Origin of the sequence: Allocatelliglobosispora scoriae, from assembly GCF_014204945.1 — a bacterium.
Taxonomy (GTDB): Bacteria; Actinomycetota; Actinomycetes; order Mycobacteriales; family Micromonosporaceae; genus Allocatelliglobosispora; species Allocatelliglobosispora scoriae.
The window spans coordinates 3,215,715-3,228,840 of the sequence record NZ_JACHMN010000002.1; the positions used below are offsets into that span (position 1 = coordinate 3,215,715).

General features: G+C 70.5%; 11 protein-coding genes. 3 read left to right on the forward strand and 8 right to left on the reverse strand.

What is annotated here, in order from left to right:
- Positions 1-28 precede the first annotated feature (28 nt).
- From F4553_RS20250 to F4553_RS20265, 4 genes are read right to left on the reverse strand one after another with little or no spacing between them, the layout of a single operon-like run.
- On the reverse strand, positions 29-1,360 hold the full coding sequence (locus F4553_RS20250; RefSeq protein WP_184838274.1) for an aldehyde dehydrogenase family protein: 1,332 nt from the start codon (positions 1,358-1,360) through the stop codon (positions 29-31).
- Positions 1,357-2,475 carry a hypothetical protein gene (locus tag F4553_RS20255; RefSeq protein WP_184840952.1) on the reverse strand — a complete coding sequence of 373 codons (1,119 nt, stop codon included), beginning with the start codon at positions 2,473-2,475 and terminating at the stop codon, positions 1,357-1,359. The genes F4553_RS20250 and F4553_RS20255 overlap by 4 nt, the downstream gene beginning before the upstream one ends.
- Positions 2,472-3,731 (reverse strand): glucarate dehydratase family protein, encoded by a 1,260-nt coding sequence (locus F4553_RS20260; RefSeq protein ID WP_184838276.1) that lies wholly within the window; start codon positions 3,729-3,731, stop codon positions 2,472-2,474. The genes F4553_RS20255 and F4553_RS20260 overlap by 4 nt, the downstream gene beginning before the upstream one ends.
- Positions 3,728-4,648: a 5-dehydro-4-deoxyglucarate dehydratase gene (locus tag F4553_RS20265; protein WP_184838278.1), complete on the reverse strand. Its 921-nt coding sequence runs from the start codon at positions 4,646-4,648 to the stop codon at positions 3,728-3,730. Before F4553_RS20265 ends, F4553_RS20260 begins: the two co-directional genes overlap by 4 nt.
- Positions 4,649-4,753: 105 nt before the next feature.
- Here F4553_RS20265 and F4553_RS20270 point away from each other — a divergent pair, with 105 nt between their 5' ends.
- Entirely contained in the window at positions 4,754-5,521 is a 768-nt protein-coding gene (locus tag F4553_RS20270; RefSeq protein WP_184838280.1) for an IclR family transcriptional regulator, read from the forward strand.
- Positions 5,522-5,640: 119 nt separating this feature from the next.
- Here the strand turns inward: F4553_RS20270 and F4553_RS20275 are convergent, their stop codons facing one another.
- Complete coding sequence (locus tag F4553_RS20275) at positions 5,641-6,462, reverse strand: NAD-dependent epimerase/dehydratase family protein (RefSeq protein ID WP_184838282.1); 822 nt, start codon at positions 6,460-6,462, stop codon at positions 5,641-5,643.
- 114 nt (positions 6,463-6,576) lie between these two features.
- On the opposite strand from F4553_RS20275, the gene F4553_RS20280 reads away from it, so the two are divergent.
- Positions 6,577-7,971, forward strand: a complete 1,395-nt coding sequence (locus F4553_RS20280; RefSeq protein WP_312875278.1) for a class II fumarate hydratase — start codon at positions 6,577-6,579, stop codon at positions 7,969-7,971.
- A gap of 162 nt (positions 7,972-8,133) precedes the next feature.
- Here the strand turns inward: F4553_RS20280 and rlmB are convergent, their stop codons facing one another.
- Positions 8,134-9,261 (reverse strand): 23S rRNA (guanosine(2251)-2'-O)-methyltransferase RlmB, encoded by a 1,128-nt coding sequence (gene rlmB / locus F4553_RS20285; RefSeq protein ID WP_184838284.1) that lies wholly within the window; start codon positions 9,259-9,261, stop codon positions 8,134-8,136.
- A gap of 3 nt (positions 9,262-9,264) precedes the next feature.
- On the reverse strand, positions 9,265-10,680 hold the full coding sequence (gene cysS / locus F4553_RS20290) for a cysteine--tRNA ligase (protein ID WP_184838286.1): 1,416 nt from the start codon (positions 10,678-10,680) through the stop codon (positions 9,265-9,267).
- 37 nt (positions 10,681-10,717) lie between these two features.
- On the opposite strand from cysS, the gene F4553_RS20295 reads away from it, so the two are divergent.
- Entirely contained in the window at positions 10,718-11,329 is a 612-nt protein-coding gene (locus F4553_RS20295; RefSeq protein WP_184838288.1) for a helix-turn-helix domain-containing protein, read from the forward strand.
- A 109-nt stretch (positions 11,330-11,438) separates the two neighbouring features.
- Here F4553_RS20295 and F4553_RS20300 read toward each other — a convergent pair whose 3' ends face one another.
- Positions 11,439-13,109, reverse strand: coding sequence for a fumarate hydratase (locus F4553_RS20300; RefSeq protein WP_184838290.1), 1,671 nt, complete (start codon positions 13,107-13,109; stop codon positions 11,439-11,441).
- Positions 13,110-13,126 lie beyond the last annotated feature (17 nt).

Here is a 13,126-nt window from a genome sequence, read left to right on the forward strand (position 1 = left end):
CGCACCGACTCGACCGCCCTGCTCGACTCTAACCGCCGAAGACCAACGTCAATTCCTCTGGTACGCCCTGTAGCGCCACCGGCCGCTGGAAGCGCTCGATCGCAGCGGTCCCCACCGACGTGGACGCCGATGCCGACGTCGCGGGCCACGGTCCACCGTGCAGCATCGCGTCGCAGACGGCCACTCCGGTCGGCACCGCGTTCCAGACGATGCGCCCGGCCTTGCCCGCCAGCACCGGCAGCAGCGAGGCCGCCAACTCGTGATCGTCGGCACCGGCCTGCACAGTGGCCGTGAGCTGGCCCTCCAGCGATCCGGCGAACTTCAGGAACGACTCGACCGGGATCGAGAGCACCACCACGGACGGCCCGAAGTGCTCCTCCAGCAAGTCCGGCTCGGCAACCGGCGTGATCACCGCGACCGGCGACGGTGATCCCGACCCCACGATGATCTCGATACCGACCTTGTCCGCGGCGGTTCGGATCCACTCGGCGTGGGCGGCGGCCATGCCTTCGGTGAGCATCCGATGGACCTCCACCCGCCCGACCGCCGTCGCAAGCTCACCGGCGAAGATGTCACCTTCGTCGGATCGGGGGACCACGATCAGGCCGGGTTTGGTGCAGAGCTGCCCGCAGGAGCCGGTGACCGCAGCAGCGAGCGCCGCGACCCGATCGAGCTCGGCAGCAGCACCGGGCAGCACGAAGACCGGGTTGATCGAGCCCATCTCGGCGAAGACGGGGATCGGGTCCGGCCGGGTGTTCACGGCGTCGATCAGCGCCTTACCGCCCCGGAAGGAGCCGGTGAACCCGACCGCCTTGATGCCGGGCGAGGTGACGAGCTCGATGCCCGAGGCGATGTCGCCGTCGGCGAGCGCGAAGAAGCCCGCCGGCAGCACGGGCTCGATCAGCGACGCGATGAGCTGCGACGTGACCGGCTGCGCCGGGTGGGCCTTGACGATGACGGGGCACCCGGCCGCGAGCGCCGCAGCCGTGTCACCGCCGCAGACGCCGAAGGCGAGCGGGAAGTTGGACGCGGCGAAGACGGCGACGGGACCGAGGGGCACCACGACCTGCGTGATGTCGGCACCACCCAGGCCGGCACCGGGCGAGCTCCGGCCGGTGCGGTGCCGCCCGGCAGCGACGAAGTCACCGAGCAGCCGGAGCTGTCCGGTGGTGCGGTCGAGCTCGCCGGTGACCCGGGCGACGGTCAGGCCGGTCTCCTCGGTGACCACCTTGATGATCTCGTCGGCGGCACCGGCGAGCGCGTCGGCGACGGCGTGGAGGGCGTCGCGGCGCTGGGCACCGGTCCAGGACGCCAGGACGGGTGCGGCCTCGACGGCTGCGGAGACGAGGGCGGGGATCATGGGTTTCCTCCCGAGAGTGCCGAGATGAGCTGGGCGAAGAGTGGCTGCCGCGAGGCCGGGGCGAGTCCCAGGTGATAGAGGCTCAACCGCTGCGCACCGGCGGCGACGAGGCGCCGACCGTGCTCGACCACGACATCCGGATCCGCCGGTGGGAGGACCGTCAGATAGGCGTCCACCGTATCCACCCGGGCCGCCATCGCCGCCACCAGGTCCACGCTCGCATCGGTGGTGGGCCAGGCCGGCACGAGGACCGCGTCCACCGCCGGCGAGGAAGCGGCGAGTCCCGGGGACGATCCCGTGGCCCACGGATCCGGGTGCGCGTGCAGGGTGACCTCGACGGCGGGGGCCTGTTCGCGTACCGCCGAGAGGACCTGGCGCCGCAGCTCGTCGGCGGCCGCGTGCCGGAGCTGGAGGAGCGCGTCGGCCAGCGTGGGTTCGAGCTCGCCGTGCACGGCGGCCCGGAGCCGGTCGACGACGCGGCCGGGCTCGAGCCCGTGCTCGGACCACGCGTGGCGGCAGGCGCCGCAGCAGCAGATGGAGAGGATTCGCTGAGCATGCGGGCTGAAGGCGCCGTCGGTCTTGTCGTGGTGGCCGAGGTGGACGATGCCGAGCTGCCCGCAGGCCTCGATCGAGACGGCCTCGACGGGAGTGTCCCGCACCGCCTCGGCCGCGAGCGTCGCCGCGAAGTCCCGCACCTCGGCCGAGGCCGGGCAGAGCGCGTAAGAATAGCGGTCGCCATAGCAGTTGACGACGCTGAGCTGGGGAAACTCGGTGCCGAGCCGGGTGTTGTGTGTGAGCACGATCCAGGCGCTGACAGACAGGCCGGCCTCGGTCAGGGTCGCCGCGGCGGTGCCGAACGGGTCCGGTGCGGTCGTCCACCGGGGTGCGAGCGGCCGCAGCCGCCGGCCTCCCCAGATCTCCTCCCGCACGGGGCGGTAGAGCGCCGCATAGGGTCCGTCGACCACCTGATGGGAGGGGTGGAGCGGGGTGGCGGCCCGGATCGAGTGGTAGGCGGCCGCGAGCGTGACCCGGTCGACTCCGAGCGCGCCCACCCGATCGACGAAGGCGGGGTCCCCCAGCACGTCCCAGGGGTAGGCGTGCCCCGAGAAGCTCACCACCGGGGCCGCGCAGGATCGAAGCCGGGCTGCAGCCGACGCATGTAGCCGGTGTCGTCACGGGCGGTGATCCCCACCCGGACGTAGTTCTCGTGCAGCCGGGCGAGCATGTCGCGATCGAGCGTGACCCCGAGCCCCGGCCCGGTCGGCACGGGCACGGCGCCGTCGACGAAGCGCAGCGGCCGCTCCACCACGTCGAGCCCGAGCTGCCACGGCGTGTGGGTGTCGGCGGCATAGCTGAGCTGCGGCAGCGCCGCGCCGAGGTGGGTCATCGCGGCGAGGCTGATCCCGAGGTGGCTGTTGGAGTGCATGGAGACGCCGAGCCCCCACGTCTCGCAGATCCCGGCGAGCCGCACCGACTGCCGCAGCCCGCCCCAGTAGTGGTGGTCGGACAGGATGACCTGCACCGATCCGCGCTCGACGGCCTCGGGCAGGTGGTCGAAGGCGACGACGCACATATTGGTGGCGAGCGGCATCGTCGCGGTCTGCGCGACGGCGGCCATCCCGGCGAGCCCCTCGGTCGGGTCCTCCAGGTATTCGAGCAGGCCCTGCGTCTCCGCGGCGACCCGGCGGGAGGTCTCGACACTCCAGGCCGCGTTGGGGTCGATGCGCAGGGGCATCGCGGGGAAGGCAGCCCGCAGCCCCCGCACCGCGTCGAGCTCCTCGTCCGGCGGGAAGACCCCGCCCTTGAGCTTGATCGACTGGAAGCCGTGCGCCTCGATCAGGGTCCGCGCCTGCGCGACGATCCCCGCGGGGTCGAGCGCTGCTCCGAAGGCATCGGGCTCGGCATCGGGGTGCCCGGCCCACTTGTAGAAGAGGTAGGCGGAGAAGGGCACCGCGTCGCGCACCTTGCCGCCGAGCAGGTCGTGCACGGGCCGCCCGATCGCCTGGCCCTGCAGGTCGAGGCAGGCGACCTCGAAGGTGGCGAAGACCCGCAGCGCGGTCTTGATCGGGCTGGAACCACCGGTGAGGCCGTGCAGATCGGGTGCGTCGGTGACGCCGAGCATCGCGTCCACGATGGATCGGAGCTGCCCGGTCTGAAACGGGTCGACCCCGATGAGCTCCGGCGCGACCCGGCGTAGCAGCGCCACGTGCGGCGCGTCGCCATAGGTCTCGCCGAGCCCGATGAGCCCGTCGTCGGTCTCCAGCTCCACGATGGTGCGCAGGGCCCACGGCTCGTGGCAGCCGACGGCGTTGAGCAGCGGCGGGTCGGGGAACGCGATCGGGGTGATCCTGACCTCGCGGATCCTCGTCATGCGACTCCCTCCAACGCCTTGCGGCCACGCTCCAGGATGCCCGCCAGGTCTGACACGTGCTCGGGCGACGCGTCGATCAGCGGCGGGCGGACCGACCCGACGGCGAGGCCGGCGAGCTGAGCACCGGCCTTGACCAGCGCGACCGCATAGCCGGGCACCCGGTCCCGCAGCGCGACGAAGGGCAGGTAGAACTCCGCCAGCAGCACCCGCTGCGTCGCCTCGTCGCCGCTGCGGACCGCTCGGTGGAACGCGGTGGCGATGTCGGGCGCGAAGCAGAGCACCGCCGATGAGTAGCTGTCGACGCCGATCGCCTCATAGGCCCGAACACTCAACTCGGCGGTGGGCAGGCCGTTGAGGAAGCCGAACTCCTCGGCCCGGGGGTGCCCGCTGGTCCGGATCGCGGTGACGATGCGCAGCATCGCGTCGACGTCGCCGATGCCGTCCTTGATCCCGACGACGGTCGGGATGTCGAGGAGGTCCACGGCGGCTGCCGGGTTGAGCACGGCGTTGGCCCGCTGATAGACGGTGATCGGCAGCGACGTGCCCTCGGCGACGAAGCGCACGTGCCGCACGAGTCCGGCCGGTGTCGAGGCGACGAGGTAGGGCGGGAGCAGCAGCAGCCCGTCGGCACCGGACTCCGCCGCGATCTGCGCGAACTCCCGCGCGGACCGGGGACCGCCGCCGGCACCCGCGAAGACCGGCACGCGTCCTGCGGAAACGCCCACGGCCGTCGTGACGAGCGATCTGTATTCGTCGCGGTCGAGCGCGGTGAACTCGCCGGTGCCGCAGGCGACGAAGAGCCCGCTCGGCCCGGCGGCGATCTGCGCCTCCAGGTGCTCGGCGAAGACGCGCAGGTCAACGCGATCGTCGGCGTCGAAGGGCGTCAACGGGAAGGAGAGCAGCCCGGTGAGTCGCATGACGGTCCAATCTACATATGTGGACAATATCTGCGGATGTGTAAGCCTCGCAACCACAAGTTATCGTCCGCTAGAGTGGCGGTCAACTGCCGAAGGTGGACCGCCATGAACGAGATCTCCCCCGTCAAATCCGCGGAGCGCACCGTCGCCATCCTGGAGACGCTCGCCGCCTCGCCGACGCGCCTGACGTTGTCGCAGCTCCAGGAGCGGATGGGCTATCCGCGGTCCAGCCTGCACGCGCTGGTCCGCACGTTGCGGGAGCTCAAGTGGGTCGAGGCCGACGAGTCCGGGTCCGCGTTCGGCGTCGGTCCGCACGCGCTGCTCGCCGGGACGGCGTACCTCGATCGAGATCTGGCCCTGCCCTTCGCCCTCGAAGCGCTGGAGGATCTCCGCGCCGAGATCGGCTACACCGTGCACTACGCGCGGCGCGACGGTGCCGAGGTCCTCTACCTCGCCAGTCGCGAGGCGCGCGAGGCCCGGCACGTCGTCTCCCGCGTCGGCCGCAAGCTCCCCGCGCACCTCACCGCGCTCGGCCAGGCGCTGCTCGCGCAGCTCACCGGCGACGAGGTCGAGAAGCTCCTGCCCGAGACGCTGCTCGCGCTCACCCCGCAGACGATCACGTCACGCTTCGCGCTGGCTCTGGAGCTCGAGGGGGTACGCACCAGGGGCTGGGCCTTCGAGCGCGAGCAGGGCACCACCGGGGTCGCCTGCGTGGCCGCCTCCGTCGATTACCGCATCCCCGCGACGGATGCGCTGAGCTGCTCCATGCCCGCCGATCTCGCCAACGGCGCGGAGTTGGACCGCGTGACCGAGTCCCTCATGCGCCACGCCGGCGCGCTGGCGACCACGCTCCGCCGCCACGGCATCCGCTGAGCCCAGCACCCGCCGCCTGCCGCATGATCACGTTGTTTCGCGGAAGTAGGCCCTACCGGGGGCGCACGTAGGCCCACTTTCCGGGAAACAGCGCGATCAAGCTGGAGTGCCGCGCCGCATCACGGCATCGGCTCCCCGAGCGGGATGTCGCACCAGTGGCCGCCGATGCGGGTCAGATTGGGGTCGTTGACGAAGTCCGGCTCCCCGTTGGCGGCGATCATCTCGGCCGCGAAGACCTCCGAGTCGTCGACCGGGTAGTAGCCGATCTCGTGCCCCTCCGCGAGACTCGCCCAGCGCCGCGTGTTGTGGCTGACACCCCAGAGCATCCGGTAACCAGGGTCCTCGCAGCTCAGGCAGGCCTCGATCAGCCGTCGCGCATCGGTGGGCGAGAGCCAGGTGGCCAGCCCGCGCAGGCCCATCGGGATCGGTGTGGCATAGAGGGCGCCGATCCGCACGCAGAGCACCTCCAGCCCGTACCGGTCGTGATAGAGCCGGGCCGCGCTCTCGATCGCCGCCTTGCTCCAGCCGTAGAGGGTGTCCGGGCGCGCGGCGATGTCCGCGGCGAGCGGTCCGCCGCCGCGCAGGTGGAACCCGGCGGCATGGTTGGAGGAGGCGAGGATGATCCGGGGCACGCCGGCCAGCCGGATCGCCTCCAGCAGTGTCATCGTGCCCCGCAGGTTGCGCTCGATGACGATGTCGAGGGTGGATTCGACGCTCTGCCCACCGAGGTGCAGGACGGCGTCGACATCACGGCAGGCGTCGAGCACCGCGTCCGCGTCGGTGACGGAAGCGATGATCCTCTCCTCGGCACCGGTCCCGTCGAGGGCGGGCGGCTCGACGATGTCGAGCAGTCGCAGCACCCGGCCCTCCCGGGCGAGCAGCGGCCGGAGCAGCGTGCCGACGGCACCGGAGGCTCCGGTCATGAGAATCCGCTTCGTCATGCGCAGCAGACTATCCAGCACGCCACCATCGCGCCAGCCTGCCGCACAGCGTCCACATATGTGTCAGGCCACGAAGGCGAGCGCCGACCCGCAGTCGCGGGCAGGATGGAGGGCATGACGGAGTTTCGGATCGAGCACGACACGATGGGCGAGGTCAGGGTCCCGGCAACTGCGCTGTGGGCAGCACAAACTCAGCGAGCGGTCGAGAATTTCCCGATCTCCGGCACGACCCTGCCGCCCGACCTCATCCATGCGCTCGGAGCGATCAAGGCTGCGGCGGCAATCGTCAACGGCCCGCTCGGCGTGCTGCCGCAGGACCTCGCGGGAGCGATCGCAGCCTGCGCCGACGAGGTCGCCGACGGTCTGCACGACGATCAGTTCCCGATCGACGTCTTCCAGACCGGCTCCGGCACCTCGTCCAACATGAACGCCAACGAGGTCATCGCCCGCCTCGCCACCGATCTGCTCGGCCGACCGGTCCACCCCAACGATCACGTCAACGCGGCCCAGTCCAGCAACGACGTCTTCCCGACCGCGATCCACCTGGCCGCCGTCACCGCGATCACCCGCGACCTGCTGCCGGCCCTGCGCCATCTCTCCTCGGCGCTGCGCGCCAAGTCGCAGGAGTGGTCGGCGGTCGTCAAATCCGGCCGCACCCACCTCATGGATGCGACCCCGGTCACCCTCGGTCAAGAATTCGGGGGGTACGCCCACCAGCTCACCCGTGCCGCCGAGCGCATCGAGTCGAGCCTGTCCCGCCTCGGCGAGCTCCCCCTGGGTGGCACCGCCGTCGGCACCGGCATCAACACCGCACCCGGCTTCGCCGCCGGTGTGATCTCGCTGCTCCGGGAGCGCACCGGCCTGCCGCTGACCGAGGCGGCCGACCACTTCGCCGCGCAGGGCTCCGCCGATGCGCTGGTGGAGGCGTCCGCGATGGTCCGGACCGCCGCGGTGGGGCTCTACAAGATCGCCAACGACATCCGCTGGATGGGTTCCGGACCCCGGGCCGGCTTGCGCGAGCTGTCCATCCCCGACCTGCAGCCCGGTTCGTCGATCATGCCCGGCAAGGTGAATCCGGTCATCTGCGAGGCGGCTCGCCAGGTCTGCGCCCAGGTGATCGGCAACGACGCGGCGGTCGCCTTCGCGGGCAGCCAGGGCGATTTCGAGCTGATCGTGATGCTCCCGGTGATCGGCCGCAACCTGCTCGAGTCGATCCGGCTGCTCGCCAACGTGTCGCGCCTGTTCGCCGACCGCTGCGTCGCGGGGCTCGTCGCCAACGAGGAGGTCTGCCTGGCGTACGCCGAGGGCAGCCCGTCGATCGTCACCCCGCTCAACCGCCATCTGGGTTATGAGGAGGCGGCGAGCATCGCCAAGCAGGCGCTGAAGGAGGGCCGCACGATCCGCGAGGTGGTCATCGAGCGCGGTCACGTCCCGGCCAAGCTGACCGAGGAGGCCCTCGACACCGCCCTCGACGTGCTCGCCATGACCCGCCCACCCGCCAGCTCCTAGCCCCAAGATCGCCGCAACTCTTCAAGAGTTGGTCCTAACGGGGTTTTAGGACCAACTCATGAAGAGTTGCGGCGATCTTGGGGAACCGTGGACGGACAGTTGTAGACAGCGATAGCCGCAACTCTTGAAGAGTTGCGGCTATCGGCGAGACGAACCGGTGCGTCAGGCGGATCGGCGGCGGGCCACCTCGGCGAGGGTGACCGCTGCGGCCACCGACGCGTTGAGCGACTCCATGTCGGAGACCATCGGGATGCCGACCGTCAGGTCACAGGTGGCGCCGACGAGGCGGGACAGCCCGCGTCCCTCGGAGCCGACCACGATCACGATCGGGCCGACCGCCGCCTCCAGCTGGTAGAGGTCGGTGTCGCCGTCCGCGTCGAGCCCGACGACGACGAAGCCCATCTCCTGCACCCGCTTGAGCGCCCGGGTGAGGTTGGTGACGTGAGCGATCGGCAGGCGGGCGGCGGCACCGGCACTCGTACGCCACGCGGTCGCCGTGATCCCCGCCGAGCGGCGTTCGGGCAGGAAGAGCCCGTGCGCGCCGAACGCGGCGGCGGAGCGGATCACCGCACCGAGGTTGCGCGGGTCGGTGACGCCGTCGAGCGCGACGAGCAGCGGCTGCGCGACCTGCTCCATGGAGTTGGCGAGCATGTCCTCGAAGGACTCATAGGCGAACGGCGGCACCTGCAGGCCGATGCCCTGGTGCAGGATCCCGCCGGTGAGCCGGTCGAGCTCCTGGCGGCTGACCTCCATGAGCGCGATGCCGCGGTCGCCCGCAGCGCGCACGGACTCGGTGATCCGGTCGTCGATCTCGATGCCCTGAGCGACGTAGAGCGCGGTGGCCGGGATGTTGGCGCGCAGCGCCTCGACGACCGGGTTACGCCCGACGAGCAGCTCGGGAGCGTCCTTGGGGGTGCTGGACTTGCGGCCGGCGGCGACCCGGGGACCGGTCCGCCGAGGCGCGGCACCGCCACGCGTCGTGGCTCCCCGCGACTGCGGCGCGCCCTTGTTGGAGCCGAGCCGGCCCCAGGTGGTGTCCTTCGTACCCGGCTTGCCGATCTTGGGTACGGTGCCGGCCTCTTCCGCCGCCCGGATCTCTTTCGCCTGCTTCCACGCGGTGCGCTGCGGCAGCTTCTCGGTGCCGGAGTAGCCCTTGTGCCACGGGCGCTCGTCGGCGGGCAGCGTGCGGCCGCGCCCCTTCAGGGTGTCCTTGTTCTTGCCGCCGGTGCCCTTGGTCGCGACCTTCTTCGACGTCGACCGGGTATTGCGGCGCTGGGAATTGCCGGGCATTCGCTATCGTCCACTCTCTACGGTCCACCGGGGACCATGCGGGGTGTCTTCGACGACGATCCCCGCCTGCTTCAACTGATCACGTACTGCGTCCGCGGCCGCCCAATCCTTGCGATCCCGCGCCGCCTTGCGCTGCTCCAGTGCGAGCGCCACCAGGGCGTCCACGGCACCGCGCAGGTCACCACCGCTGGTGGTGTCCCGCCACGGCTCGGCGAGCGGATCGATGCCGAGCACCGCGAGCATCGCCCGGACGCTCGCGAGCGATGCCGCGACCGCGCTGGTGTTGCCTTCGGCGAGCGCGGTGTTGCCCTCACGGATCACCTCGTGCAGCGCCGCGAGCGCAGCCGAGGTGTTGAGGTCGTCGTCCATCGCGGCCGTGAAGTCGGCGTGGAGGACGCCCGGCTCCACGTTGCCGACCAGTTCGGTGGCTCGCGCGACGAAGCCCTCGATCCGGCGGAAAGCGACGGCCGACTCGCTGAGCGCCTCCCAGGAGAAGTCGATCCGGGCCCGGTAGTGCGGAGCGAGCAGGTAATAGCGTAGCTCTATCGGCCGGATGCCCCGCTCCAGCACCGAGTCGAGGTTGATGACGTTGCCGGTGGACTTGCCCATCTTCTTGTCGCCGAGGTTGAGCAGAGCGTGGTGCACCCAGAAGCGGGCGAAGGGCAGCCCCGCCGCCTGCGACTGGGCGACCTCGTTCTCGTGGTGCGGGAAGACCAGGTCGAGACCGCCGCCGTGGATGTCGAACTCGTCACCCAGATAACGCTGCACCATCGCCGAGCACTCGATGTGCCAACCTGGGCGGCCGACCCCCCACGGCGAGGGCCAGTAGGCGTCCTGCGGCTCGTCGGGCTTGGCGCCCTTCCAGAGCGCGAAGTCACGAGGATCACGCTTCGCGCGCTCCGGGCCGTCCGTCGCCGCCTGCATCTCGTCGGGCCGCTGTCCGGACAGCTTCCCGTACGCCGGGAAGGACCCCACGGCGAAGTAGACATCCCCGCACCCGTCGGCCGAGGCGTAGGCGTGCCCGCCGGCGATCAGGGTCTCGATCAGCTCGAACATCTGCGTGATGTGACCCGTGGCACGTGGCTCGTAGGTCGGCGGCAGCACGTTGAGCGCCCGGTAGACCCCGCTGAGCACGACCTCGTTGGCGTAGGCGATGGACCAGAACGGGCGATCCCGCTCGATCGCCTTCGCCAGCACCTTGTCGTCGATGTCGGTGATGTTGCGGATAAAGGTGACCTCAAGGCCGCCCTGGATCATCCAGCGACGCAGGACGTCATAGTTGACGCCGGAGCGAAGGTGCCCGATGTGCGGCTCGGACTGCACTGTGAGACCACAGAGATAGATCGACGCTTGACCAGCTATGCGCGGCACGAAGTCGCGGACCGCTCGGGTCGCAGTGTCGTAGAGTCTCAGCGTCACCCTGCAAGGATAGTCGGAGTAGGTGCGCAAGGCCCTCATGGATACCGCACAGACCCTCGATCGCGGCTTACGCCTGCTCACGCTCGTCGCTGAGACGCCGGGCGGCCTCACCGTGACCGAAGCCTCCCAACGGCTCGGGGTGGGTCGCGCGGTCATCTACCGGCTCACCGCCACCCTCGTCGAGCACGCGATGCTCCGGCGCGCCGACAACGGCCGCCTCCTCGTCGGCGTCGGCCTGGTCCACCTGGCCCGGCGCGCTCAACCGCTGCTCGCCGACGCCGCCCTGCCGGCGCTGCGCCGCCTCGCCGAGCAGGTCGGGGCCACGGCTCACCTCACCGTCGCGGACGGCGCCGAAGCGGTCGCGGTCGCCGTGGTGGAGCCCACCTCGACGGTGTTCCATGTCGCCTATCGATCGGGTTCCCGACACCAGCTGGAGCGGGGCGCGGCGGGCCGGGCGATCCTCACCGGCGAACTCTGCACGTCGCTCGGCGAGCTGCAGGACGGCGCCTTCGGCATCGCCGCCCCCGTCCTGGGCGTGGCCGGCATGGCCGCGAGCGTCGGCGTCGTCTCCCTGACGCCCCTCGACGTCAACCAGGTCGGCAAGCTGGTCACCGCCGCCGCCACGGCCATCGGCACAGCCCTCGCCTAACACCAAGATCGCCGCAACTCTTCAAGAGTTGGTCCTAAAACCCGTTAGGACCAACTCTTGAAGAGTTGCGGCGATCTTGGGTTGCCACGCAGCAAGCAAGCGACCGGGGTCAGCGGCGGCCGACCGTCAGCACCGGCTGGGAGGTCGCGGCGAAGAAGTCGTTGCCCTTGTCGTCGACGACGATGAAGGCGGGGAAGTCCTCGACCTCGATCTTCCAGACGGCCTCCATGCCGAGCTCGGCGTACTCCAGGACCTCGACGTGCTTGATGCAGTCCTGAGCCAGCCGGGCCGCCGGGCCGCCGATCGAGCCGAGATAGAACCCGCCGTGCGACTCGCACGCCCGGGTCACCTGGCCGGACCGGTTGCCCTTGGCGAGCATGACGAGCGAGCCCCCGGCCGCCTGGAACTTCTCCACGTAGGCATCCATCCGCCCGGCGGTGGTGGGTCCGAAGGAGCCCGACGCGTATCCCTCGGGCGTCTTGGCCGGACCGGCGTAGTAGACGGCGTGGTCGCGCAGGTACTGCGGCATCGGCTCACCGGCGTCGAGCCGCTCGGCGATCTTCGCGTGGGCGATGTCACGGGCGACTACGAGCGGACCGCTGAGCGAGAGCCGGGTCTTGACGGGGTATTTCGTCAGCTCGGCCAGGATCTCCGGCATCGGCCGGTTGAGATCGATCTTGACGGCGCCCTCGGACGTTTCGAGGTCCTCGTCGGTGACGGCGGGCAGGAAGCGGGCCGGGTCGGTCTCCAGCCGCTCCAGCCAGACCCCCGACGGCGTGATCTTCGCGAGCGCCTGGCGGTCGGCGGAGCAGGAGACCGCGATCGCGACCGGGCAGGAGGCGCCGTGCCGGGGCAGCCGGACGACCCGCACGTCGTGGCAGAAGTAGCGGCCGCCGAACTGGGCGCCGATGCCGAACTGGCGGGTGAGCTCCAGCACCTCCGCCTCCAGCTCCACGTCGCGGAAGCCGTGCGCGAGCATCGACCCGGTGGTGGGCAGGCCGTCGAGGTATTTCGCGGAGGCGAGCTTCGCGGTCTTGAGGGCGTGCTCGGCGCTGGTGCCGCCGATGACGATGGCGAGGTGATAGGGCGGGCAGGCGCTCGTGCCGATGTTGCGCAGCTTCTCCTCCAGAAAGCGCATCATCGACGTGGGGTTGAGCAGTGCCTTCGTCTCCTGGAAGAGGTAGGACTTGTTGGCCGAGCCGCCGCCCTTGGCCATGAAGAGCAGCTTGTAGGCATCGGGGTGCCCGTCCGGGTCCTCGGCGAAGATGTCGATCTGCGCGGGCAGGTTGGTGCCCGTGTTGCGCTCCTCCCACGTGGTGAGCGGGGCGAGCTGCGAATAGCGCAGGTTGAGCTTGGTGTAAGCCTCGAAGACGCCGCGCGCGATCGCCGGCTCGTCGGTGCCGTCGGTGAGCACGTGGCGGCCGCGCTTGCCCATCACGATCGCCGTACCCGTGTCCTGGCACATCGGCAGGACGCCACCGGCGGCGATGTTGGCGTTGCGCAGCAGATCCATCGCGACGAACCGGTCGTTCGGCGAGGCCAGCGGGTCGTCGATGATCGAGCGGAGCTGGGCGAGGTGCGCCGGGCGCAGGAAGTGTGCGATGTCGTGCATCGCCTCGGCCGTGAGCTGCGTGAGCACGTTGGCGTCGACGGTCAGGAATTCGCGGCCGCCGGGCCCCTTGACGACGTCGACGCCCTCGTCACTGACGAGGCGGTAGTCGGTCGCGTCCGGGGTGAGCGGAAGCAGCGGCGAGTAGGCGAATTCTGCGGAACCCATCATTCGAGATTACCCGGGGG